The 24755-nt window shown below is 34.5% G+C and carries 24 protein-coding genes, 7 tRNA genes and 1 other annotated feature; of the genes, 22 read left to right on the forward strand and 9 right to left on the reverse strand.

From position 1 onward, the window contains the following. Positions 1–245 precede the first annotated feature (245 nt). Positions 246–542 (forward strand) — a binding site (T-box leader). A 51-nt stretch (positions 543–593) separates the two neighbouring features. The 5 genes from N3C_RS11200 (at position 594) to N3C_RS11220 (ending at position 5300) form a co-directional block, all read left to right on the forward strand. Next, entirely contained in the window at positions 594–1223 is a 630-nt protein-coding gene (locus N3C_RS11200) for a class I SAM-dependent methyltransferase (protein ID WP_074366122.1), read from the forward strand. Between the two features lie 83 nt (positions 1224–1306). Next, positions 1307–2452 carry a trans-sulfuration enzyme family protein gene (locus N3C_RS11205; RefSeq protein ID WP_074366123.1) on the forward strand — a complete coding sequence of 382 codons (1146 nt, stop codon included), beginning with the start codon at positions 1307–1309 and terminating at the stop codon, positions 2450–2452. A gap of 30 nt (positions 2453–2482) precedes the next feature. After that, a complete protein-coding gene (locus N3C_RS11210) occupies positions 2483–3391 on the forward strand; it encodes a PLP-dependent cysteine synthase family protein (protein ID WP_074366124.1) in 909 nt (302 codons plus the stop codon). Between the two features lie 107 nt (positions 3392–3498). Beyond that, on the forward strand, positions 3499–4053 hold the full coding sequence (locus N3C_RS11215; protein ID WP_074366125.1) for a rubrerythrin family protein: 555 nt from the start codon (positions 3499–3501) through the stop codon (positions 4051–4053). Positions 4054–4196: 143 nt separating this feature from the next. Further along, complete coding sequence (locus N3C_RS11220) at positions 4197–5300, forward strand: PRK06851 family protein (RefSeq protein ID WP_074366126.1); 1104 nt, start codon at positions 4197–4199, stop codon at positions 5298–5300. A 68-nt stretch (positions 5301–5368) separates the two neighbouring features. On the opposite strand, the gene N3C_RS11225 is transcribed toward N3C_RS11220, so the two are convergent. Next, positions 5369–6505 (reverse strand): C40 family peptidase, encoded by a 1137-nt coding sequence (locus N3C_RS11225; RefSeq protein WP_074366127.1) that lies wholly within the window; start codon positions 6503–6505, stop codon positions 5369–5371. 185 nt (positions 6506–6690) lie between these two features. Here N3C_RS11225 and speD point away from each other — a divergent pair, with 185 nt between their 5' ends. From speD to N3C_RS11240, 3 genes are all read left to right on the forward strand, one after another. Continuing rightward, positions 6691–7500, forward strand: coding sequence for an adenosylmethionine decarboxylase (gene speD / locus N3C_RS11230; protein WP_074366154.1), 810 nt, complete (start codon positions 6691–6693; stop codon positions 7498–7500). Between the two features lie 79 nt (positions 7501–7579). Further along, positions 7580–8185, forward strand: a complete 606-nt coding sequence (lepB, locus tag N3C_RS11235) for a signal peptidase I (RefSeq protein WP_074366128.1) — start codon at positions 7580–7582, stop codon at positions 8183–8185. Between the two features lie 112 nt (positions 8186–8297). Next, entirely contained in the window at positions 8298–9719 is a 1422-nt protein-coding gene (locus N3C_RS11240) for an aldehyde dehydrogenase family protein (RefSeq protein ID WP_074366129.1), read from the forward strand. A gap of 87 nt (positions 9720–9806) precedes the next feature. Here the strand turns inward: N3C_RS11240 and N3C_RS11245 are convergent, their stop codons facing one another. After that, positions 9807–10979: an NAD(P)-dependent malic enzyme gene (locus N3C_RS11245; RefSeq protein WP_074366130.1), complete on the reverse strand. Its 1173-nt coding sequence runs from the start codon at positions 10977–10979 to the stop codon at positions 9807–9809. Positions 10980–11006: 27 nt separating this feature from the next. Then, complete coding sequence (gene pgsA, locus N3C_RS11250) at positions 11007–11534, reverse strand: CDP-diacylglycerol--glycerol-3-phosphate 3-phosphatidyltransferase (RefSeq protein ID WP_074366131.1); 528 nt, start codon at positions 11532–11534, stop codon at positions 11007–11009. Between the two features lie 232 nt (positions 11535–11766). Between pgsA and N3C_RS11255 the strand changes: the two genes are divergently transcribed. From N3C_RS11255 to N3C_RS11265, 3 genes are all read left to right on the forward strand, one after another. Then, positions 11767–12231, forward strand: a complete 465-nt coding sequence (locus tag N3C_RS11255) for an FUSC family protein (RefSeq protein WP_074366132.1) — start codon at positions 11767–11769, stop codon at positions 12229–12231. 149 nt (positions 12232–12380) lie between these two features. Beyond that, positions 12381–12563: a DUF1858 domain-containing protein gene (locus tag N3C_RS11260; RefSeq protein ID WP_074366133.1), complete on the forward strand. Its 183-nt coding sequence runs from the start codon at positions 12381–12383 to the stop codon at positions 12561–12563. A 122-nt stretch (positions 12564–12685) separates the two neighbouring features. Continuing rightward, the gene (locus N3C_RS11265; protein ID WP_074366134.1) at positions 12686–13444 is read left to right on the forward strand and encodes an acyl-[acyl-carrier-protein] thioesterase; all 759 of its coding nucleotides are present in this window, start codon (positions 12686–12688) and stop codon (positions 13442–13444) included. Positions 13445–13515: 71 nt separating this feature from the next. Here N3C_RS11265 and N3C_RS11270 read toward each other — a convergent pair whose 3' ends face one another. The 3 genes from N3C_RS11270 to N3C_RS11280 all read right to left on the reverse strand — a co-directional run bounded on the left by N3C_RS11270 (position 13516) and on the right by N3C_RS11280 (position 16449). Next, complete coding sequence (locus N3C_RS11270) at positions 13516–14241, reverse strand: DUF4163 domain-containing protein (RefSeq protein WP_074366135.1); 726 nt, start codon at positions 14239–14241, stop codon at positions 13516–13518. Between the two features lie 112 nt (positions 14242–14353). Continuing rightward, positions 14354–15646, reverse strand: a complete 1293-nt coding sequence (locus N3C_RS11275) for a BaiN/RdsA family NAD(P)/FAD-dependent oxidoreductase (protein ID WP_074366136.1) — start codon at positions 15644–15646, stop codon at positions 14354–14356. 17 nt (positions 15647–15663) lie between these two features. After that, entirely contained in the window at positions 15664–16449 is a 786-nt protein-coding gene (locus N3C_RS11280; RefSeq protein ID WP_074366137.1) for a carbon-nitrogen family hydrolase, read from the reverse strand. Between the two features lie 220 nt (positions 16450–16669). On the opposite strand from N3C_RS11280, the gene N3C_RS11285 reads away from it, so the two are divergent. From N3C_RS11285 to N3C_RS11330, 10 genes are all read left to right on the forward strand, one after another. Next, complete coding sequence (locus N3C_RS11285; RefSeq protein WP_074366138.1) at positions 16670–17155, forward strand: PIN domain-containing protein; 486 nt, start codon at positions 16670–16672, stop codon at positions 17153–17155. A 1-nt stretch (position 17156) separates the two neighbouring features. Continuing rightward, on the forward strand, positions 17157–17534 hold the full coding sequence (locus N3C_RS11290) for a CoA-binding protein (RefSeq protein ID WP_074366139.1): 378 nt from the start codon (positions 17157–17159) through the stop codon (positions 17532–17534). A 93-nt stretch (positions 17535–17627) separates the two neighbouring features. Next, positions 17628–17699: transfer RNA gene (locus N3C_RS11295), tRNA-Glu, on the forward strand. A 9-nt stretch (positions 17700–17708) separates the two neighbouring features. Further along, positions 17709–17784 (forward strand) — tRNA-Val (locus tag N3C_RS11300). Positions 17785–17790: 6 nt separating this feature from the next. Beyond that, positions 17791–17867 (forward strand) — tRNA-Asp (locus N3C_RS11305). Positions 17868–17932: 65 nt separating this feature from the next. Then, positions 17933–18004 (forward strand) — tRNA-Glu (locus N3C_RS11310). Positions 18005–18012: 8 nt separating this feature from the next. Beyond that, a tRNA-Val gene (locus N3C_RS11315) sits at positions 18013–18088 on the forward strand. An 8-nt stretch (positions 18089–18096) separates the two neighbouring features. Continuing rightward, positions 18097–18173: transfer RNA gene (locus N3C_RS11320), tRNA-Asp, on the forward strand. 3 nt (positions 18174–18176) lie between these two features. After that, positions 18177–18251: transfer RNA gene (locus N3C_RS11325), tRNA-Thr, on the forward strand. A 179-nt stretch (positions 18252–18430) separates the two neighbouring features. Beyond that, on the forward strand, positions 18431–20095 hold the full coding sequence (locus N3C_RS11330; protein WP_074366140.1) for a hypothetical protein: 1665 nt from the start codon (positions 18431–18433) through the stop codon (positions 20093–20095). Positions 20096–20162: 67 nt separating this feature from the next. On the opposite strand, the gene N3C_RS11335 is transcribed toward N3C_RS11330, so the two are convergent. After that, a complete protein-coding gene (locus N3C_RS11335; RefSeq protein ID WP_074366141.1) occupies positions 20163–21143 on the reverse strand; it encodes an ATP-binding protein in 981 nt (326 codons plus the stop codon). Continuing rightward, positions 21143–22117: a DnaD domain protein gene (locus N3C_RS11340; protein ID WP_074366142.1), complete on the reverse strand. Its 975-nt coding sequence runs from the start codon at positions 22115–22117 to the stop codon at positions 21143–21145. Before N3C_RS11340 ends, N3C_RS11335 begins: the two co-directional genes overlap by 1 nt. 289 nt (positions 22118–22406) lie before the next feature. Between N3C_RS11340 and N3C_RS11345 the strand changes: the two genes are divergently transcribed. After that, a complete protein-coding gene (locus tag N3C_RS11345; protein WP_074366143.1) occupies positions 22407–23396 on the forward strand; it encodes a M23 family metallopeptidase in 990 nt (329 codons plus the stop codon). Between the two features lie 63 nt (positions 23397–23459). Here N3C_RS11345 and N3C_RS11350 read toward each other — a convergent pair whose 3' ends face one another. Then, a complete protein-coding gene (locus N3C_RS11350; protein WP_074366144.1) occupies positions 23460–24683 on the reverse strand; it encodes a S8 family serine peptidase in 1224 nt (407 codons plus the stop codon). Positions 24684–24755: the final 72 nt, after the last annotated feature.

Here is a 24755-nt window from a genome sequence, read left to right on the forward strand (position 1 = left end):
GAATTCAAGTTTATATAAATGCAAAACAATAATTATCATTACTTGATGTATTAATAGATAAGAATTATTAGTAAATACATATTAATTATATCAGGAAAAAATTTAAATTAATAGTAGGATTTAATAAGTAATAATAAGGAGTATAAATGATGAAAACTAGTAAAATATGTTGTTGACAAAATTGAGGAGACAGAATACTATATTAATATATAAATATACAAATCTTATTGGAATAGTAGGGATATATAAATGCTTTGATAAGAAATAGTAGCAGAAGGAAAGCTAACAGAGAGAAATCCTCATTGGCTGAAAGGGATTTTAAGTGGAACTTCTGTGAATGCATCTTTGAGCACTGCTTCGAAAGAGTAGTATTCTCTAGTAGACAGCAGCAGGTACGCCTGTTATAGCGTTAAGGTATAAGAAGGATTTCTAGATAATCCAATATAAAGAAATCCCATGTACCGATGTAAAGGAGATATCCTGTAGCCTAAAGACTATGGGATAATTAGAGTGGAACCGCGGAATAAACTTCTGCCTCTATGTTTAGAGGACAGAAGTTTTTTGTTTAAAAAATTATAAGGAGGAAAAGGTTTATGAATTCAGTACAATATTTTGATTCTATAGCAGCTAAGTGGAATGTTATTAGAAGTGAATATTTTGAAGAAAGACTTAAATACAAGCTGCTTTCAATTTATGACCTAAGGGATAAGGTGGTGGCAGATTTAGGCTGTGGTACTGGATTTGTATCTTTAGCTCTAGCAAGGGAGGCTAGTTTAGTTTTCTCTATAGATAACTCTGTTAATATGCTGAAGGAGCTAAAGAAAACAAGCTTAAAGGAAAAGGTAAAAAATATATATCCTATAAAATCCTCTTTAGACAATTTGCCTTTGTTTGATGAATCACTAGATGGCACCTTTATAAATATGGCCCTTCATCATATTAAGGAGCCCTGGAAGGCTATTAAAGAAATGTATAGGGTAATAAAGGAAGAGGGCATAGTGGTTATTTCTGATGTAATGGAACATGATGGACAATGGGCTAGGGAAGAAATGTTTGATGAATGGCTAGGTTTTTCTAATGATCAAATATTTCAATGGCTTAAGGAAGCCGGTTTTAAAAATATTGAAATTGAGAACACTGATCTAAGATGCAAGGGATATTCTAGTAAAGGCCAATATACGGAAACTGGCATTTTTATAGCTACAGCTGTGAAAAAGCTGTAGCTTGCTAGAAACTAAGCTAGCTTAATTTATATCTTAGGTTTTGAATTTAAAGTATTATATTAAAGAGATTGGGAGGAAGATAAATGAAAATAGAATCATTATTAATTCATGGTGGTATTGATGGAGATGAGAGTACAGGAGCGGTGAATGTACCAATTTATCAAACCTCAACCTATAAGCAGCCTGCTATGGGGGTTAATAAGGGCTACGAATATTCAAGAACTGGTAATCCTACTAGAAAGGCTTTGGAAGAGCTTATTGCTCAGTTGGAAGGGGGATATGCAGGTTTTGCCTTTGCTTCTGGTATGGCTGCTATTACTGCAGTGCTTTCCTTATTTAAAGCGGGAGATAAGCTCCTTATATCAAACAATATATATGGTGGCAGCTTTAGGGTAATAGATAAGGTATTTAAAAACTTTAATATAGATTATGCCATTGTTAATACTTCAAAGTTAGAGGAGATAAAGGAAGCCATAGATGGCAATGTTAAAGCTATATATATTGAAACGCCAACAAATCCATTATTAGATATAACGGACATAGAAGAAGTGTCCAAGCTGGCTAAGGAATATAATTTGCTTACTATAGTAGATAACACCTTTATGACTCCTTATTTGCAAAAACCTATTGAACTAGGAGCAGATATTGTTGTTCACAGCGGCACTAAGTATCTTGGAGGCCATAGCGATACTATTTCTGGTTTAGCGGTGGTAAATTCTAAGGACTTAGCAGAAAGACTTCATTTTATACAAAATGCTACTGGAGGAGTGTTGTCTCCCTTTGATTCTTTTTTAGTGATTAGAGGGATAAAGACCTTGGCAGTGAGAATAGATAGACACAATTCAAACGCTAAAGCAGTAGCAGAATATTTGAGAAGTAGAGAAGAAGTTGAAAAGGTATATTATCCAGGCTTTGAAGACCATCCTGGATATGAGGTGCAGAGTAAACAAGCTAAGGGCTTTGGGTCTATGATGGCCTTTGTACTAAAGGAAGGGTATAGCTATAAGAAATTTATTGAGAGCCTTGAACTTATAACCTTCGGTGAAAGCTTAGGGGGAGTGGAGTCCTTAGTTAGTCATCCTGCCACTATGACTCATGCATCTATACCTCCTGAAATAAGAAAAAAGGTGGGTATAGTAGATAACTTGATAAGATTATCCGTTGGAATAGAAAATGTTGAGGATTTAATTGAGGATATTGATAGGGCTATTAAGAAGGCACAAGAGTAGAAAATTACTTTAGTAAAGAGGGAGGTACTGATGGAATATATTAATGATATTAGGGAACTTATTGGAAAAACACCTCTACTAAAATTAAATAATATAGGGATAAAGGCTGGAGTTAATCTCTTTGCCAAGATGGAAAATCATAATCCAGGTGGTAGTGTAAAGGACAGAATAGGTCTTTATATGATAGAGAAAGCTGAAAAGGAAGGTAAACTAAAGCCAGGCTTTACTATAGTAGAAGCTACTGCAGGTAATACTGGAATTGGCATTGCATATGCAGCCCTTAATAAGGGATACAATATGATTTGTGTAGTACCAGAAAAGTTTTCTGTAGAAAAGCAAGCTATAATGAGAGCTTTAGGGGTAAAGATAGTTAATACTCCTAGGGAAAAGGGTATGCTAGGAGCAGTGGAAAAGGCTAGGGAATTGTTAGCCTCTATTAAGAATTCTATATCTATGGAACAGTTTGAAAATGAGGCTAATCCTAAGGCACATTATGAAACTACCGGACCGGAAATATTTGATGCCTTAGAAGGTCAAATCCATTATTTTGTGGCCGGTGCCGGTAGTGGTGGAACCTATACCGGTGTAATGAGATATTTTAGAGAGCGGAAAGAAGAAATTATAGGAGTTTTAGCGGATCCAGAAGGTTCAACTATGGGTGGAGGAATAGAGGCTTGTTATAATATAGAGGGTATTGGTAACAACTTTATACCAAAGACTATGGATATGTCTTTGGTTGATAAGGTTATAAAGGTTAGGGATGACGAGGCTTTTGCTATGGTTAAGTTACTAGCCTTGAAAGAAGGACTTATTGTAGGTAGCTCCTCAGGAGCGGCAATAGCAGCAGCTTTAAAGTTAGCTCAGACCATAGATAGTGGAAATATTGTTACAGTATTACCGGATAGAGGTGACCGATACTTTAGTAAAAATATTTATTAAAGGAAGTACTATGTTAACTCCAGACTTTTTATGAAATTACTGAATAATGAAAATAGAATTGCATAATAATAATAAATGGAATTCACTGAGAAAGGGATGTGTTATGTATGGGAGTTAACAATGCAATGACAGCAGACTTTCTTCGTTCAGCTTATGGTGGAGAAAGTATGGCTCATATGAGATATCTTATATGGGGTGATGCTGCTGAAAAGGATGGATATCCTAATATAGCAAGATTATTTAGAGGAATTGCTTATGCAGAATGGGCTCATGCTAAAAATCACTTTAATGTATTAAAAGAGCAAGTAGGAGCTGCTACTGTTGTAGCAGGAGCTGAATTTGGAAACACTAATATAGTAGAAAACTTACAAGGTGCCATAGATGGTGAGCTCCATGAAGTTGAACAGATGTATCCTGTATATTTGGAATCAGCTAAATTCCAAAATGAAAAGGATGCTGAAAAGGCCTTCCGTTATGCTTTAGAAGCAGAAAAAATTCATGCTAAAATGTTCAAGGATGCACAAGATGCTGCAAGAAATGGAAAGGATATTGGCAGCGAAAAAATCTATGTATGTCCAGTTTGTGGTTACACTGAGATTGGTGCCAACGTTGATAAGTGCCCAGTTTGTGGTGTGAAAAGAGAATTATTTAAAGAATTTTAACTTAATAATTAAAGCTTAGAGTAAAAGTGGCGTTTTATTTGCCTTATTAAGCAAATAAAACGCCCTTTGCACAAATTTGTATATAATCGCATATGCTGATTATGTGAGTAAAGCAGTTAATGTTCCATAAGGAGTGTAATAAGATGCCCGGAAAGGTTTTAAACTATTATGCAGAAGGTAATACTTCTCGAGGATTTTACAACTTGTACGAGACAAATTTGCAGGGCTTAGATAGAATATTTATATTAAAGGGGGCTTCAGGAAAAAGTAAGTCTACTCTTATGAAGAGTTTGGCTGAGGAATGGATTGATAAGGATTACGATGTGGAAATAATAAATTGTCCTAGAGATAATGATTTAATAGATGGTATTATTATTCCCAAGTTAAAGGTAGCAGTAATAAACGGGAAGGAACCGGATAATATAAAGGCTAAGCTTCCAGGAGTTATTGAGCAATATATTGATATTAGTGAAGCATTGGATTCTAGTAAGCTAGAGAAGCATAAGGATGAACTTATTGAACTTACGGAAGAAATCGAAGCTAACTATGAACTAGCATACAGTAAATTTGCTGAAGCTTTAAAAATACATGATGAGTGGGAAGAAGTTTATATAGAAAATATGGAATTTTCTAAGGCTAATGCTATAGCTGAAGAGCTTATTGAGAAGTTTTTTGCGGGCAAAAGATTAAAGAAAGAAGCGGTAGTGAAACATCGATTTTTAGGAGCTGCAACACCTAAAGGCTCCGTAGATTTCGTACCAAATATTACAGAACAAATAGGAAAAAGATATTTCATAAAAGGACGTCCTGGTACAGGAAAATCTTCTCTACTTAAGAAGTTAGTAGCCCAGGCAGAAAAGAGAGGTTTTGATGTAGAGGTATATCATTGCGGTTTTGATCCATTGAGTTTAGACATGGTGCTTTTTAGGGAATTAGATATAGTTATCTTTGATAGTACCTCACCTCATGAGTATTTTCCTAGCAGAGAAAGCGATGAGGTTGTAGATATGTATGAAATCGTTGTAACTTCAGGAACAGATGAAAAATATGCTTCTAAACTTGATGATATTAAGAAAAGGTACAAGAAAAGAATTAAGGAAGGAACAGCAGCCTTGTTAAGTGCTAAGGAGTTAAATGATACCCTAGAACAATACTTTGTTAGCGCTATGGATTTTAGTAAAGTTAATAAAATTAGAGATAGGATAAATAGTTATATAAAAACTAAGGCTTCTTTAAATAAAAATTAATTATGCATAAGCTTTAAAGAGGTTTTTCTCAGCGGAGCTGAGAAAAACCAAACTATTTTTTGATGTGATTATAGTATTCTTTTAGCTACAACAAGTCTGCTTTCCCAATAGGAGGTGGATATATCTGTGATTTTAACTGTATCACCAGCCTTTGGGCTGTGAATCATCTTGTTATTTCCTATATATATGCCTACATGATCTACCTTAGAAGTACCTTGGAAGGAGTAAAAGACTAAATCTCCTGGCTGCAAATTTGCCCTTGAAACAGTGGTACCTTGTTTTGCTTGATCAGCAGATACACGATTAAGAGTTATACCTACTTTTTTAAATACATAATAGGTTAATCCAGAACAGTCGAATCCACCTTCTTGTAAGGATTCTCCACCCCAAACATAGGGTGTACCAACCAAAGATTTTGCGGTAGAAATAATGGTATTAATTTTTTCTGCACGGCTAGTAGCTGTTGGGGCACTAGGAGTAGGCGTTGGCGTAGCAGTAGAAGCTCCAAGTTTAAGATAGGTACCGCTTACCCAACCAGTAGTACCATTGGAAAGTTGAATCTTGTACCATCCATTAGATTCTCCAATAACTTTAATAGTATTTCCTTGCCATAGAGTATGGATTATAGAATAACTTGTATCTGGACCAGAGCGCACATTAAGCTTGCTAGCAGTGACAGTTCCAGTATTAGAAAGGCTTTTTACAGGATTTTCTGTACCGGAAACTTGAAGATAGGTGCCACTTACCCAGCCGGTTTTTCCATTGGAAAGTTGAATTTTATACCAGCCGTTAGATTGTTCAAGAACCGTTACAACGTTTCCTTGCCATAGGGTGTGTATACTATCGTAGTTAGTGCCAGGACCGCTTCTAACATTTAATTTGCTAGCAGTTACGGTACCTTTAGTAGTGGCGCTTTGCTGGCTACTGCTAGAAGTTCCTGTTGCTGTCTTAGCGGTAACAGCATTAGAAGCAAAGGGTATAGATGCCACTATCATGGAGCCTAAAAGGAGCTTTACGGTATTTATCTTTATGTTAGAAAACTTCTCCTTTACCAATTTTCTGATTTGGTCATCTAGATTTAGAACTTTTTCCTTGAGGCTTGAACCTAATTCTCCTGAGAACTCTGTAAATTCAGGATTTAGGTTGATTATTACAGTGTATTGGCCATTGTCTTCTACTAGCCTAAAGTCTTTATACCAGTCCATAGTTTCACCCCTATTCTATAGATTTAGTAGATTAAATTTATTTTGTGTTCTCTTATTATAATTTCCAACCTACAATAAACTATTTCTTCTTGCATAATTCATTGTAAATTGTATAATAAAAATTGGACTGAAACCAATATTTTAACAAAAATATATTAGAAGAGAGGAATGGGTAATTGGAGAGAATAAGATCAAACAAATTAAAGTTGTATGGATTCAACAATTTAACCAAATCTTTAAGTTTTAATATCTATGACATATGTTACACCAAAACCGATGAGGATCGTAAAAAGTATATAGAATATATTGATGAGCAATATAATGCACAAAGGCTCACCAATATATTAACTAAAGTTACTGAAATTATTGGAGCTAATGTACTGAATATAGCAAAACAGGATTATGATCCTCAGGGAGCTAGTGTAAGTTTATTAATTTCTGAAGAAGAGGTGCCCTTATATGTTGTGGACCCATCTTGCAACAGAGGAATACTTACACCAATTAGAAATAATATAGTGGGGCATTTGGACAAAAGTCATGTTACGGTACACACCTACCCGGAAAGTCATCCACAAAACAATATTTGCACTTTTAGGGTAGATATAGATGTTTCAACCTGTGGAACTATATCGCCGATTAAGGCTTTAGGTTTTTTAATAGATAGTTTTGATTCGGATATTATAACTATTGATTATAAGGTTAGAGGATTTACAAGAGATATAGATGGATATAAGCATTTTATTGACCATGAAATAAGTTCCATCCAAGATTTTATTTCTCAAGATACGATTAATAGATATGATTTAATAGATATGAATGTATTTCAGTCTAATATTTTTCACACTAGAATGAAGGTTAAGGAAATAGACTTACCAAATTATCTTTTTGAAATAAAAGAAGAAGACTTAATGGAAGAGGAAAGGAAAGTAATTATTGAAAAACTAAATAGGGAAATGACAGAGATATTTTATGGCATAAACCTATCTAATGAATAGATATTGTTGATTAAATTGACAAGGGCAAATTATAGGATTAAACTAAATTTATATGAATAAAGTGAGCAGGTGATTCGGCATGAATATTAATAAGGGCAGTAAAGATGATGAATTAGAGTTACTAGAGGAAGAAAATCTTGTAGAAGAAAGTAATAAGCCCATAGAAAAAACCATTAAGGAGTATGCCATATCTATTGTAATTTGTGTTGTAATAGCTCTTCTTCTTAAGACCTTTGTTATAGCTAGAGCAGATGTTGATGGGGATTCTATGTATCCTACTCTCCACAATAATGATGTATTGTTTGTTAATAGACTAAGTAAAATTAATAAGGATTACAAAAGAGGGGATATTATAATTTTTGATTCTCTTGACGCTAAAAATGATATATACATCAAAAGAATAATAGCTGTAGCAGGCGATGAGGTAGAGATAAAGGACGACAAAGTTTATCTTAACGGTGAAGAGCTTCAGGAGAATTATTTAGCAGAAGGTACAATAACAGAACCAGGCATATTTATGTCCGATAAAGAGAAGTTCACGGTACCAGAAGGATATATTTTTGTAATGGGTGATAATCGAGAAAATAGTAAAGATAGTAGAACCTTTGGCTCTGTTAGCTTGGAGCAAGTTGAAGGAAAAGTATTTGTCAGATTGTTCCCTGTGAAGGATTTTAAGACCTTTTAGAATCTAATATATTTAGTAAAAAAGCTAACTATTTAGTTAGCTTTTTTCTCTATATAGCTTATCAGCAGTTAAAAATGAAATTAGTTTATTTAATTTAGGAGGTTTAGCCATTATGGAAGCAAATTTTCAAGCACAATTGGATGAAATTAATAGAGTATTTAAGTTGCAGCAAGAGTACAAGCATCAATTAAGACAAACAACTGCAAGGGAAAGAAAAGATAAGCTGAAGAAGTTAATGGCTGTAATATTAGATAATAGTGAAATTATAGCAGAGGCTATTTATAAGGATTTTAGAAAACCTAACGAAGAGGTTTTAGTTACGGAGATAGTTCCACTAATATCTAGCATAAGGCATACTTTAAAGAAGTTAAATGCTTGGATGAAGGCTAAAAGAGTCAGCACGCCTTTAGGTTATTTTACTTCTAAAAGTTATATAAGAAGGGAGTCTAGGGGTGTATCCCTAATATTATCCCCTTGGAATTTCCCCTTTCAACTGGCTATAGATCCTTTAATTTATGCAGTGGCGGCGGGAAATTGTGTTATATTAAAGCCTTCGGAATTTAGTCCAAATACCACTGAGGTAATTAAAAAAATAGTTTCACAAGTGTTTCATGAGAAAGAAGTAGCGGTTTTTGAAGGGGATTATAGAATAGCAGAAAAGCTTTTAGAACTTCCATTTGATAATATATTTTTCACAGGAAGCCCCGCTGTTGGGAAAAAGGTTATGGCGGCAGCGGCTAAAAACTTAGCTACCGTTACTTTGGAGCTTGGGGGAAAGTCACCTGTAATAATTGATCCTTCTGCAGACTTAGAGGAAGCAGCTCGAAAGATAATATGGGGGAAGACCTTAAATGGTGGTCAAATCTGTGTGGCTCCCGATTATTTATTTATACCTAAGGGCAAAGAAGAGGAATTTATACAACATGCTAAGAAACATATAAATAAGTTTTATGGTGATATGAAGGAAAAAGAAGGCTTAAAATATAGCAGTATTATTAATAGAAGGCATTTTGAAAGAATTAAAGCTCTTATAGAAGAGGCTCTAAGCAAAGGAGCGGTAATATCTTGCGGTGGTGACTATGATGAGACTTTGAATCTTATTACACCAACTTTGCTAACAAAGGTGGCCCCGGATTCAAAGATTATGGAGGAAGAGATTTTTGGGCCAGTGCTTCCTATTATAGCATATGAGGATATTAAGGAAGTTTATGATTATATAAAATCTAAGCCTAAGCCTTTAGCTTTGTATATATTTGGAAAGGATAAGAGAGCAATAAAGGAAATATTAAATAACACTGAATCTGGAGATGTATGTATTAATAATGTAATACTCCATGTAAGCAATGTCAACTTGCCCTTTGGTGGCTTTAACAACAGTGGTATAGGAAAGACCCATGGATATCATGGTTTTATGGCCTTTACTCATGAACGTTCAGTACTAAAGCAGGGAGCTATTAATACGGCCTCCATGCTGTATCCACCTTTTAAGTATAACATCCATAAGCTGGTTAAAATGCTTATGAAATTACTTTAAACAATCCATGACAATATATTTTAAAAATATAAAGGAAGGAGTTTTTGATGAGGCTCCTTCCTTTTTCTTTAGGTGATATAATTTTTGTTAAATTCTAGCGACGCCGTCTTTTATAGCAGCTTCACTAACAGCCTTAGCCACTGCTTTTTGAACCTTCATATCAAAGGCTTTAGGGATGATATAATCTTCAGTTAATTCTTCTTCGCTTATGGAGTTTGCTATGGCATAGGCTGCAGCAATTTTCATTTCTTCATTTATGTCCCTAGCTCTTACATCTAAAGCACCTCTAAAAATGCCAGGGAAGGCTAGTACATTATTTATCTGATTAGGAAAATCAGAACGGCCTGTACCTACAATTCTTGCACCAGCTTTTTTAGCATCTTCAGGGAAGATTTCTGGAGTTGGATTTGCCATGGCAAATATGATGGCATCTTTATTCATGCTTCTAACCATGTCTTCAGTAACAGTGTTAGGAGCGGAAACACCGATAAATACATCTGCATCCTTTATAACATCTGCTAAGGAACCAGTTAATCCATCAGGGTTGGTGATTTGAGCTATTTCTGCCTTAGACTCATTGGCAAGTTCCATTCCTTTATGTATTGCGCCTTTTCTATCACACATTATTATATTTTTAACTCCAGAGGATAGTAGTAATTTTGTTATAGCCACTCCAGCAGAACCAGCGCCATTCATTACTATTTTTATATCTTTAAGGTCTTTCTTCACAATTTTTAAGGCATTTATAAGAGCTGCTAGAGTTACAACGGCAGTACCGTGTTGATCATCATGGAATACAGGTATATCAACTCTTTCTTTTAATTTTCTTTCAATTTCGAAACATCTAGGAGCGGATATATCTTCTAGGTTTATTCCACCAAAGGATAAAGAGATGTTGGCGATAGTATTAACAATTTCATCTGGATCTTTAGAGTTTATAATTATAGGGAAAGCATCCACATCACCAAAGGTTTTAAAGAGAACTGCTTTACCTTCCATAACAGGAAGAGAAGCTAAGGGGCCAATATCACCTAGGCCTAAAACTGCTGTACCATCGGAAACTACGGCAATAGTATTCCATCTTCTAGTGTAGGTATAGGCTAAATCAGGATTTTTTTCAATCTCCAAACAAGGTTGAGCAACTCCAGGAGTGTAAGCTAAACTTAGATCCTTTGAGTTATTAACTTCTGCTCTAGACACTATTTCTATTTTTCCTCTTTTTCTTTCGTGATAGTTTAAAGACTCTTCATAAATTGTCATCACTTGTCTCCTTTCAAGATAGTTTTGCTATGAAGTCTTGCTTTCTAGCTTTCTATTTTTTAAATAAATTATGCTATAGTTTATTAATGCGACAAAAGCACTAACAACAGCTATCTTTATGGCAATGTTGGCTATGGGTTTATTTATGGGTAAAATAAAAATAGACAAATAAAAAAGAAAAGTTGATGCCTTTCCAAAGATGTTTGCAGGGATGACGGTATCTTTTTTAAATAAAAATAAACCGGAGATTATCATAAGGGAATCTTTCATAGCAACTAATATTACTATTAATAATGGGATATAGCCTTTTATAGAAAGGCATATTAAAACCGTTAATAGCATTAATTTATCAGCTAAGGGATCTATGACCATGCCCCATTTTGTTACTAAATTATACTTTCTTGCTATGTATCCATCTAATACATCTGTAGCGCCTGCTAGTAGAAATATTGAAATAGCAATTACAAGGTTATTGTCTATAGATGAAAAGAAGAATAGCACAAAAACTGGAATTAGAAAGAGTCTGAATAGAGTAAGAATATTGGGTATATTCATTTATTTACCGATATAAGATCGGTATTCACCTCCTATTAATGTGAGTTTAAAATATGTAGGCATAAACCATAGTATTAGCGCAAAAAATATATTTTTATGATAAATTTGCTATTCCATTTAACAGATATACAGTATTATGATACCATATAATTTAAAGTAGGAAAAGAAAAAAAGCTGGCGCATCAAGGAGAAGAGGATTTAATAATATAGAACTTTATAAGGAGAAATATAAATGAGGTTCAATATAGGAATGAGAAATATAAAAACTGGACTAGCAGTCTTTGTATGTGTAGTTATTTCTAGGGCAATGAAGCTAGAATATCCTTTCTATTCCGCCATAGCAGCAGTAATAGCTATGCAAAGCTCCGTGGAAGGATCTTTTAAGGCAGGTAAAAACCGTATGTTAGGCACCTCTGTAGGAGCGATAATAGGATATGTTTTTGTCTTGATATGTCATGGTAATGTTGTTTTGCTTAGCTTAGGTGTTATGGTAATAATATACGTATGTAACTTGCTAAATTGGAAAGGTGCAGTATCTATAGCTTGTGTGGTTTTTATTTCTATTATGCTAAATGACAGCAATAGAGATCCTTTGTATTATAGTCTTAACAGACTTCTTGATACCTTCATTGGCATAATAGTAGCCATAATAATAAACAGATTTGTGGCTCCGCCAAAGATGGATGCAGAAAATTAAAAAATAGTGCTTTTTGTAAGGCTTTTTAGCAATTAAAGTTGACACTTTTTATATTGTATTTATAAATTCAGTTAGTTATAATATTTGTAAGACATAGTAATTAAGAAATATTATTGCTTGTCAAAATCCTAATAGAAAGGTTGATGGCTATGATTACTAAGGATACTACCATTGGAGAAGTAGTTAGAAACTATCCAGATAAAATTGATATACTCATGGACTTTGGCATGGGTTGCGTAGGTTGTCCTGCATCACAGGCTGAAACTATTGAACAGGCTGCTATGGTTCATGGAATGGACGTAGAGGATCTTCTTGCAGCTCTAAACAAGTAATTTTAACACAAGAACCCTGAAATATTATTCAGGGTTTTTTGCTATTCAATATTATAGTTTTTAGGCGAAATATCTTAAATTAGAAGGAGGTGTAGTTTGAGGCCTGTGGCCTTAAGTAGACTATGGAAAAGGAAGTTTTAATTAAGGAATATGAAATACATTATTATGAGGTTGACTTTAGAAGACAAATGAAGGTATGTAGCCTGATAGACTTTCTTGGGGATGTGGCTACCTGCCAAAGTGAAGATTTAGGAGTAGGGATAGATTATCTTTCTTCTAATAATTTAGGCTGGGTTTTATATAAATGGGATATACAAATATATAGCTATCCTAAGTATGGAGATAAAATAAAAATTAAAACAATGCCCTATGGCTTTAGAAGATTTTATGCCTACAGAATCTTTGAAGTATTTAATGAAGAGGGAGCTTTAATTGCTGAGGCTAAATCTATTTGGTTCTTGATTAATACAGAAAAAAGAAGACCGGTTAGAATAGAGAAGGAGATTTATAAGTCCTATGGTATAGATGATGATTGTAAGGATATGTTTGAAATAGAGGATATCTCAGCTCCAGAACTTATGCAGGAAGAAAAGGTCTTTAATGTTAGATACAGTGATATAGATACTAATAAGCATGTTAACAATTCTAAATATGCTTCCTGGGCTATAGAGGTATTACCTCTTGATATTGTATTAAATTATAAGATAAATAGAATAAAAATAACTTATCAAAAGGAAACCCGGTATGGAGACACGGTAAGCTCTAAGGCTCAGATTATACGCAAGGGCAACACTGTTTTGTGTAACCATAGTATAGAAGATAGAGAAGGAAATATATTAGCGCTAATAGAAACAAACTGGGAAATAACAGGTGACAAGTGATATTGTGGGATAAGTAATTTGATATATTAACAAAGCCGGTTAAGGTCTTGTAAGGTCTTAACCGGCTTTGCTTATGGTTGCCATCTTAACAATTGTGGCTTTAAAGAATCTTTAAATTTTGCTAAGAGTATTCTTATAGTAGGAATATCTGTGCCTGCTGGGGCAATTTCATTAAAGCGGAAAAATAGCACTAAATCTGTATCATCTATATAAAAAGGCTGATCATCCGCAATGCCTTTAAAGCTATTTATTGCTCCAGGAAAATACTTTTGAGGATTGGTGCCCAGTTCCTTCATAATTTCTGTGTTAATTAAGGACTTTGCGTTAATTCCTGGTTTAAACAAGTCTAATACGGAAAGGGATCTTCCGCTTTGGATATCATAGTTATAGGTAGTTCTCGTATAATAGGTTCTACCGTTAATAATCTGTTCGTATATGAGAGAAAGACTTAAAATATTATTCTTATTGTATGTTACCACGTAGATGTTAGATATACGGTAAGGATTTATTGGTTGATTATTTTTTTCAGCTCTTTCAGCATTTTCCTCTGCTGCTTCTTCCATTTGCCTTTTGAATTCCATTATATCATTATTAATATTAGAGTTAATAAACTGTAGAATATTTGGAGCTATAGCACCTTGAATTACAGGGATCCTTAAATCCTCTTTTATTTTTTCATTACTGCTTTTAATATCCTTGCTTCGTATGGAAAGTTGATTGCTTGGTGAATCTGATCTATACATATAATTATTGATATAGGGACAATAATAGTTATCAAAAGGGTTGGAAATAAACATAAAAAGACTGCCTCCTTGTAAATTTCGGTGATATTTATTTTCCTACATGTCAATGCCTTTCTCTTTACAATATGCAAAAGCAGTCTTATTTGTACTATAAAAACTTACTATTCTATTTCATAGCACAGCTTCGACCAGCTATGGTTCCTGAACTCCAGGCCCATTGAAGATTAAAGCCTCCACAATCTCCGTCTACATCTAATATTTCTCCTGCAAAGTATAAGTTTTTATGTAATTTTGACTCTAAGGTTTCTGGATTTACTTCTCTAGTATCTATTCCACCAGCAGTAACTTGAGCGTTGGTAAAGGAGTTCGTTCCTATAACAGGGAAAGTCCAGCTTTGAAGAAGCTCTATTATGGCCTTCTTTTCTTTCCAGCTAAGATCCCAAAGAGGTTTATGAATATTGTCAATTCCCCCTTCTTTTAAAAGTATAGGTATAAGTTTTTTGTTTATTATCCCGATAAAGGCAGAAACCATACTTCTATGACCAAACATTGCCTTATGATTTTCTAAAAAGTTATCTAGGTCTTCAGCATCGGTGTCTGGCATCATATTAACTCTAATTTCAACCTTTTTTCCTTGGTTTAAACTAGTGGATGCTATCCGGCTTAATTGCAAAATGGGTGGTCCGGATATGCCGTAGTCTGTAAAAAGTATTTCACCAAATTCACTTCTAAGAATTTCTCCATCCACTAATATATCTGCAACACCGTTAAACTTTATGCCAGATAAAGCCTTTAAGTTTTTATAATCCAATTTTAGCTGTACTAAGGCTGGTAGGGGAGTGATGATGGAATGACCTAAAGATCTGGCCAAAGCATAGCCAGAACCATCGGAACCGGTGGCAGCAGCGGATTTACCTCCAGCGCAAATAATTAACTTCTCACAGCTATATAACTCTTCTCCTTCTGCAGTTTTAGTTTTAACCCTATAACCGAATTTATGGCACTGGATTTCAACCACTTTATTTCCACAATACACAGGAATTTCTCTTTCCTCTAAAGCCATACGTAATATATCTAGTACTGAAGAAGCTTGCAAAGATAGAGGATACATTTTACCTCCTTCTAGAGTAGTAAGAGGTAGACCTAGCATAGAAAAGAAGTTAATTGTATCTTCTACAGTGAAGGCTCTTAACACTGATATGAAAAAGTCTTTGTTGCTACTGTGATAAGGTACTTTACAAGGTGTATCTCCATTATTTTTTGAAGCCTCATATCTTTTAAGGGTATCATCAATTGTTTTGTTTGTGATATTACATCTTCCATTGCCAGTGGTTAAAATCTTTTTTCCTACTCTATCGTTGCCTTCTATAATAGCTACATCTATACCATAATCTTTAGCGGTGATAGCAGCGGTAATACCGGCAGCACCGGCACCAATTATCAATATTTTATGTTTCAATATTAATCAACTCCGTTTTAGTAAAAGTTTTTATATAAATCTTCACGTCTATCTTCCTTTAATTTAAAGTTTTCTCTTATATTATAGACATTTTCTATGTTAATTTCACTTAATATTATCCCTTCTTCACTGCCGCCATGGGAAATAACATTACCTAAAGGGTCTATAACCATGGAAGAGCCAGAGTATTTTATTCCGTTGCCTAAGCCTGTTCTATTAACTGCAGCAATATAACATTGGTTTTCTATGGCTCTAGCCTTTAATAAAACTTCCCAATGGGCTATTCGCTCTTTGGGCCAGTTTGCTGCAATGGTAATGAGGGAGGCTTTTCTAGAAGCGGCCTGAAAAATTTCTGGAAATCTTAAATCATAGCATATAAAAGTAGAAAGAATCCATTGCTTATAATTTATTAAAGAAAGACTAGAACCTCCTTGGTAATGGATAGATTCCTCTCCAAAGGAGAAAGGATGTATTTTACTATAGCAACTTAGAAGCTTGCCTTCATGGTCTACAAGTATATAATTATTTTTCCCTTTATCCTTTTCAAGGTTTTTCTCAATAACACCAAAGCCAATAGTTACTTTATATTTCTTAGCAAGCTCTTGAAACCATAAGGTTGTATCACCATTTTTATCTTCGCCCATGCTAGCTACATTCATAGTGAAACCGGTAAGAGTCATTTCAGGGAATAGAAGCAAATCTACCTTAGCTTCAGAGGTCTGTTGAGCAAGTTTTTCACATTTTAATTTATTAGATATTTTATCTTCCCAAATAATATCAAGCTGTGCCAAAGCGATTTTCATATAATCACATCCTATAATAAATAACTATTACCTTTATTTTAACAGCTTTAAGCATAAAACACTAATGAAAGATTAGATTTGGATTTTGTTTATCAATATAATTTAATTGTACATACTATAAGATATATGGTTAAACTTTATAGATATCTAAGATTTATATACCAGTAAGTTTCAAAAGAGGATATCTATGCTAAAATAGCTGTAGAAGGAGAGTTTTGTTATGTTGGTTAAAGAATATCTTTTGGATAGCAATATAGTTATAAGGTTGTGGGAAAGTAATCCAGACCTATTAGATAAAATCGATGCAGCTAAAGGCATAGATTATAAGATATCTAAAAATATAGCAGGGGAATTGTCTGTTAAGGAGTATAAATCAATTAACGGAGTACCGGTGCTTACGGAAAAGTTTTTAAAACTTCTTAATCATATTATTGAAATTGACAATAACATAAGTGAACAGGAACTTGAAAGTTTAGATGTTGCAAAAAGAGATCCAAGGAAAAATATATACTATATAAATGAAAATAAGCTTTCTGCCAATGACTTTAAACTTATTGCCTTATGTAAAAAATTCGATAATTACATTTTAGTGACAGAGGATAAAAAGATTTATAATAGTGCTCTACTAATATTAGGACAGTCTAGAGTATTAAATTTAAAAGACTTTTTATTAGAGATAAATAATGAATTAGGAAAGGATGAATGAAATGGATGCATCAACTTTTATGAAATACAACAATTGGGTAGTGGCTGGAGATGTAGTTAATGAAGAAAAGTATGCCTATAAAATTAAAAGAAGACTGGAGGAAGCAGGTTATAAGGTTAGTGGTATGAAACCAGGACTCTCTCAGGAGGGAGTATATCCAAGTCTCAAAGAGGTACCTTATAAGATAGATGTTTTAGATTTGTGTATAAATCCCAAGGTAGGCATAAAGGTAGTTGAGGAAGCAAAGGAGCTTGGAATAGATAAAATATTAATCCAGCCAGGGGCTGAAAGTGAAGAAATAATCAGCTATTGCAGAGAAAATAGTATAGTAGCAATAGAGGGGTGTGCTTTAGTAGAATTAAGTCGATTAAAAAAATAAAAATAAAAAATAAAAAAAGTTGTTGACACTATAAAGGATTTCTTGTATTATATTCTATGTCGGGTCCGCGGAGCGGTACCGACAGAAGGATATGGCTCCTTGGTCAAGCGGTTAAGACACCACCCTTTCACGGTGGTAACAGGGGTTCGATTCCCCTAGGAGTCATCTTAATGTGGGCGCATAGCTCAGCTGGGAGAGCATCTGCCTTACAAGCAGAGGGTCACAGGTTCGAGCCCTGTTGTGCCCACCACATTATGGCCCAGTGGCTCAGTTGGTTAGAGTGCCGGCCTGTCACGCCGGAGGTCGAGGGTTCGAGTCCCTTCTGGGTCGCCATTAATTTGACTCAAAGTAGATGAAGGTTTTTTATACTGGATACTTTGTTCATATATTCCTTTTATGGCTCCTTGGTCAAGCGGTTAAGACACCACCCTTTCACGGTGGTAACAGGGGTTCGATTCCCCTAGGAGTCACTTAGTGTGGGCGCATAGCTCAGCTGGGAGAGCATCTGCCTTACAAGCAGAGGGTCACAGGTTCGAGCCCTGTTGTGCCCACCACACAATATGGCCCAGTGGCTCAGTTGGTTAGAGTGCCGGCCTGTCACGCCGGAGGTCGAGGGTTCGAGCCCCTTCTGGGTCGCCATATGCTGGCATGGCTCAACGGTAGAGCAGCTGACTTGTAATCAGCAGGTTGTAGGTTCGATTCCTATTGCCAGCTCCAAAACAAGCTTTGGATTTTATCCAAAGCTTTTTTCTTTTTTGAACTTCTGAAAGTGCCCCTTGCATACATTTCATATTGTTGAAAAATCTATTTGATAATATAATAGGATTATGTAATAGTAAGTATATATAGTTAACTTTAGGGCTAAATTAATATCAATAAGTTGTGGAGGGGCCAAAATGATCTGTAGCAATTGCAATAATGAGTTTAATTACATAGAGGGGCTCAAGTTTTGTCCATACTGTGGTTGTGAAATTGGTATGCAGCTTGTAAATGTAAATGCTAAAGAAGACTTAGAAAAGGATATTTATGAAGAAAAGCCCTCCTTAGAAAATTCTTTAGGGGATAACTTTGAATCCAATGAGAAGGTCCAAGAAGAAAAGGGAGTTGAGGAAACTGCCGCAGAGTCAGAAGGCTTTGTTGGAAACATCCACGATACTTTAAGAATGCCTCCAATAACTGATGAAATGCTAAAGATTAACAAAAAAAAGAGAAAGAAAGATAAAAAAAGTAAGCTTCAAGCCATAAAAAGATTTTTTACAAATAAAATTGTAATTATATCTTCATTAACAGTTATGGTTTTAGCTTTAGTGATATATATTGGTAGCAGCTATCTATTAAATCAGAAGGTAGATGAGGTACAGATACAGAAAGATATCCTTGGAAGAATTATATTGTTACCAAAGGGTACAAATTTTCAGGTTAAGGAAGAATATATAAAAAGTATTTCTATTGGAGAAAGAGTTTATAATGATGAAGAAAAGGTTGAGTACATAGATTTGAATGCCACTCTTAACGATGGTAAGATAGAAGTTTCTGGAGTGTTTCAATTATCTTACAAGAAGGATGATAATAGGAAGTGGCAGTTGTTGGATCCGGTAGCTCTTAAGAAAGATATTATTGTAAAGCCTGTAGCAGGCATGGAAGAAGCCGCTTTACTAGAAGAATTGAAAAAGAAAAATATCACTCTTTTAGGGCAACAAATATCTCTTTCAGATTCAATGGTGACAAGCATTGAAATAGTTGAGAGAAAGCCTCAATTTGAGGAAGGAAAAGAAAATATATTACTGTCAGTATCAGTGGATGGCGGAGTGCTAGCTGCTAAAGGAAGGGTTAATAGTAGTTTTAGCTTTGTGGACGAAAAATGGATAATTGATGAGGGGGTTAGCCTTAACGAAGAATCCCTTGAAATTAGCTTGTCAGAAAAACTATCGGAGGAAGCTATACTCAAGGAAGTTAAGAGTAAAGGTCAGCGGCAAAATGTAAAGCATGATTCTATTTTTGGTGGTCAGACTTTTTTGGTAAACGATAAGTTTACCCAGTCAACTAGTATACAGTCCAAAGCTTTAAGTGATGATAAAAATCAGCTTTATGTATCTATAAAAAAAGAAAACCTAGCTGGTAGCCTTAAAACCATCCTAAGTGTAGATTATGTATTTGATGTATCTCTGACAAAACTAACTTACAATAGCAATAGTGAGCCTAAAATAGAGGATGTATCTGTAGGTGACTTAACTAGAGAGATGATTGTAGCTTCCTTGGCTGGAGCTGAAATAGAAGGACGTAGAGGTATTTTCTGGTGGGATAACAATCATGAAATCACTGGAGATGAGGCAAAAACTTATAAAGAAGATGAAATACTATCAAAGGCTGGGTATAAAAATATTAAGTATGTTTATGGAAAAATCACCTATAATGATGGAGAAGAAAAGACTGTAGACATGGTAGCTATATATTATCTTACTTATGATAATGATAATGGCTACAAATGGATGTTGGATAGTGTGGTAAGCTCGGAATCTAGCAAGTATAAGCACTACAGCAAGGAAAACCTTGGAGAATAAATGATTAGGTACTAATAAGTAAGAAGGAGGCTTTTTCATAGTGCTTGTGAAGAAGCCTCCTCTTAAATTATTTTATAGAGTGAAGATTTTTGGTTACTCTTATATCATCGCCATAAAATTTAAATAAGTTAAAGTTGCCTAGTAGTCTGGAAGTGATTCGTTCTGAATATATAGACATAAGGTCCTTTAGTGAATAATTGGTGGATACTAACATCTTTTTTTGCTTTATCAGTCTTTTGTTTAACAAATTAAAGAGCTCTGTTTTGGAGAATTCGTTGATTTGTTCTGTGCCTAGATCATCTATAATTAATAAATCGCAATCTAGTAATAATTTTTCATATTCTTCCCTGTTTTCAAATCGTATTTTTCTAAGATTTTGAATCAATTCTTCAGCAGTTCTATATACTACAAAGTGTCCTTTATCCAATAAATCCTTTGCTATGCAATGACTTAGAAAGGTCTTCCCTGTGCCAGAATTACCATAAAATAAGAGATTATCATTAGTTTGGCTAAAGTTTTTAATATAGTTTAGAGCTTTTGATAAAATCTTTTCCATGTTTTTTCGTGGGCTTTCCGGCTCTTCACCGGTTCTCTGGGGGGAATAATATTCTAAATTAAAATTATCAAAGTTATTTACTCTTAATATATCGCTTAAATCTGAATCTTTATAATGGAGTTGTATAAGTTTTTGTCTGTAGCAGCTACATTTTTGTGTGCCTATATAGCCAGTATCTTTACATTTTGTACATCTATATTGCAAGGAAAGATAGTCTGGACTGTAGCCGTTAGCAACTAATAATTCTGCTTTTTTTACCCTGCAGTCCGTTATTTTATTTTTTAAATCCTTTAGGTAACTATCCCTGTCTTCTATAGCTTTTAAGGCACTCATAGAAAGTTGTACACATAGCTTTCCAATCTGTCTTTCTAGTTCTATAACCTCTGGTAGCTTTTTTTCTATTTCAGCGCGACGCTGTTGAAGTTTAGCGTTTTCTTCCTCCCGAATCTTTTCATACATCGTCATGATGTCAGAATGATATCCTTTTAGCATTATTTATCCCACCCTAACAATTTCTTTTCTAGAGCATCATAATCGTACACTCTTTGCTCAAAGTTATTAAAATTATCATTTTGTGCCTTATAGTTTTTAGGTTTACTTTTATGAATAAATTGCCTATCTTTAGCTTCAATATCTGCTAAAGTTTTTATTCCATCCTTATTCCAACTGTTTAAAATAGCATCTATATATTTAAAGTCTGCCCTATTTAGTCTTTGGCTACAAATATCGCAAGCTCTTAAAATAACTTCTAGGGGAAAAGCATAAGTAGAAACCCATTTGTTAAGCATATCCTCTTGGGGTTTCATTATTTCTCCGTCCTTTAGACCTAAGTAGGAAAGAATTTTTCTGAATTTAATCCATTTATCTTCATGCTTTTTAATATAGCTTTGAGCTTGTTCTACAGTTTTAATGTTAGAGTCGTGCCAGGATAAAGCTACTTTTTCTATATACCTATAGTCAGATTTTCCCTTTGAAACACAGTACTCTATAAGTAGTAAGATAAGTTCAGGGGTAAAGGAAAAGTCCTTTTGCCAACTAATATATGTGGACATCTCTTTAGATGAAAGAGGTCTTGCTACTAGTTTTTCTATCTCCTTTAACATATCCTTTGTAGAGTTGTTTGTCAGTTCATCTAACAAGTTAATTTCATCTTTGGACTTTGCAGCTTCTTCTGTAAGGTCTAAGAACTCTATGCTATAATTATTCATTTTATCTATTGGTATAAGTCTTATTACACCTTCTTCGTTCCAGTAATTCCAAGCATTCATAACATCTGACTCTAAAAGATGCAGTGTGGAGGCTATTAAGGAGGAATTTACCCCTAATTCTCCATGAACACAATATTTTAGAGCTAGTAAATATACCTTTACAAACTCTCCGCGGGCTCTAGGCATATATTTTTCAATAAATATGTTGCTAACCGGTGTATAGTCTAAAATAGATTTTTTAAACATAAAAGTACTCACAGCCAACCGCCCTTTCTATATTTTTATATACATATTCTTTAAAATGGAATATCTATGGATACCCAACTAAGAAAGTTTAAATATAAAAAGAAATTCAGCCCTGCCGAATTTCATCTATTTTTAACCTTGTCAATCAATTTGCCATTATAGTTGAATATCTAAATACATTATAGCAGAGTGGAGGGGCAGCCTCAACAAAGAAAAATTAGACTTCATAGGAATAAAAATAATATAGTTGGATAAACTAAGAAGGTTCACTGCATAAAAACCTAAGAAAGGATGCGGAAAAGTGAAAAAATCAATAAATGTAGGCAAAACTAGTAAAGTTATTGCTGGTGCAAGTTTGCTAGGTTGTATAGGTTTTTATGTCCTATCTTCTCCAAATGCCTATGAAATTTACGTTAATGGAAAAGCAGTGGCTTGTATAAAGGATATGAACACTGCGGAGGTAATAACAAATGAGATTTATAGTGAATTGGTAAATAGATTTGATGGACTAAAGATAGAGGAGAATACTATATACAAAAGGGTTATAGCCAGCGATAGTGCTCAAAGTAGCAAGGAAGATATAAAGGCTAATATTATTAAAGCATTAAGTACTAAGGTTAAGGCTGTAGAAATGGTTGTTGACGGAAATATGGTTGGCATTCTGGCCAATGTAGAAGAAGGAGAAAGAGTAAAGAGTAAGTTAAAGGAGCATTACTCTAATAAAGCTTCAGAGAAGCATGAGAAATTCAAGGAAATTAGCAGTGTAGTAAAGTATAATTCTGTGGAGGCTTATATAAGTGAGGTAGATTATGTTGATAAAATAGTGGAAAAGTTAATAGCTAACACAGATCAGGGGGTAACTCCTGGGGTAAAGTTGGTATATGAAAAAGAAGAAAGTGTATCTTCCAATAGTTCTAACGTAGTTTCTATGATGGCACCTTCTAGGGGAACAATAAGTTCCTTGTATGGTGAAAGGTGGGGGAGAATGCATGAGGGTATAGATATAGCGGCGAAGGCCGGATCCCCTATATATGCAGCTATGGATGGAAAGGTAATATATGCTGGTTGGATCAAAGGTTACGGTAAAGTTGTAAAAATTCAGCATAATGGAAATATACAGACCCTTTATGGACATTGTAGTGTACTTAGGGTATCAGAAGGAAAATTTGTAAAGAAGGGTCAACACATAGCAGATGTGGGAAGTACAGGCAATAGTACTGGACCCCATGTGCATTTTGAGGTGATTATCAACGGTACTCCAGTGAATCCTTATCCTTACATATATAAGTAAAGCGGTGTCAGCCACTTTACTTATAGTTCTTTGAAAAAATTGAATCTACACTGGATATAATGACTATTTTTTATCAGATATTTTATCTTTATTAGATAAGAGTTTTTTTACATCTACTATACCATCCCCTTGAAGCCATCGGGATTCATCAATAGTAGTAGAAGAAACCTTTAGCAAAGAGTATATATCCTTAAACTGAAGCTCTGAATTGTTCTCTATTAACATTGCTATAATACCACTTATATAAGCAGCAGCACAGGAGGTGCCTGTGTAGGTTGTGTAGCTTTTTTCTAGTTTTCGAGGGTATAGCTTCACTCCATTACGCTCAGGAATATAATTTGGATCTGAATTTAGTGAGCAAAGATCTACGCAGGCTGCTGCCAAATTAGGTTTGTTGCTTTTTCCTACAGGTCCGCTGGAGGAATAGGTATAACACCGTATGTGGGAGCTGGTAGTATCTAAACCTCCTACAGTTAGACAATTGTCAAGAGCTGCTATACCAGTGATAGTTCCTTCACTGTTACCTAAAGAACCAGTGGGAACTACCGGTATGATTCCAAGAGAAATAAGCTTATCAAAAAGTTGTGAAAAAATTTTCATATTGTAAGGGTCATATTCCATGACTTCAAAAGGAAGACAAGCAATTCTAATATTATAATGATCGTAATCATCTATTAATAAGCTTATCGCATACAATATGTCAGAAATATAGGCTCTGCCTAAGGAATTAAAGGCTTTAATAACATATAGATGGCTATTCTCTGCCACACCCTTATACATTCCTTTAGAACAATAACCGCTACCGCAAATCAAACCAGACATAAAGGTTCCGTGGCCGTTATCGTCGTAAGGATATTTGTAGCCATTTATTAGATCTGTGAAAGCTTTAATTTTATTATTAGGTGTTTTAATATCTGGATGAGGATAGGCTCCGCTGTCAATTAAAGCTATACCTATACCCTTTCCTGTTAAGCTACAGTTACCTTTTATGCTTACACCGTTAGCGCTAAAGACACTGCTTCCGCAAAGAAAGGCATAACTGTCTAGGGATATATGTTCAACCTCAGGTAATTCTATGATCCGCTTTATTGCACTGGGAGTCATGGTAGCACAAATAAAATTAAAGCTGTGTAAAGAACGATGAATAACTCCCTTATAGGATCTAATTTTTTTCTCTGTGCTCTGGGATAAAGTCTTACAATAAATATTCACACGATAACTTTTGTAGAGATTATTATCTATAGAGTATAGTAACCTATAGTCTATTTTATTCCTTACAAAAAACATTTGTATCTCCTTCCATTTGGCAAAGGCGTCTACCATAATATTATATGAAAGGAAATACAAATGTTATCACAT

Source organism: Clostridium sp. N3C, from assembly GCF_900095445.1.
In the GTDB taxonomy this organism is placed as follows: Bacteria; Bacillota; Clostridia; order Clostridiales; family Clostridiaceae; genus Clostridium_AU.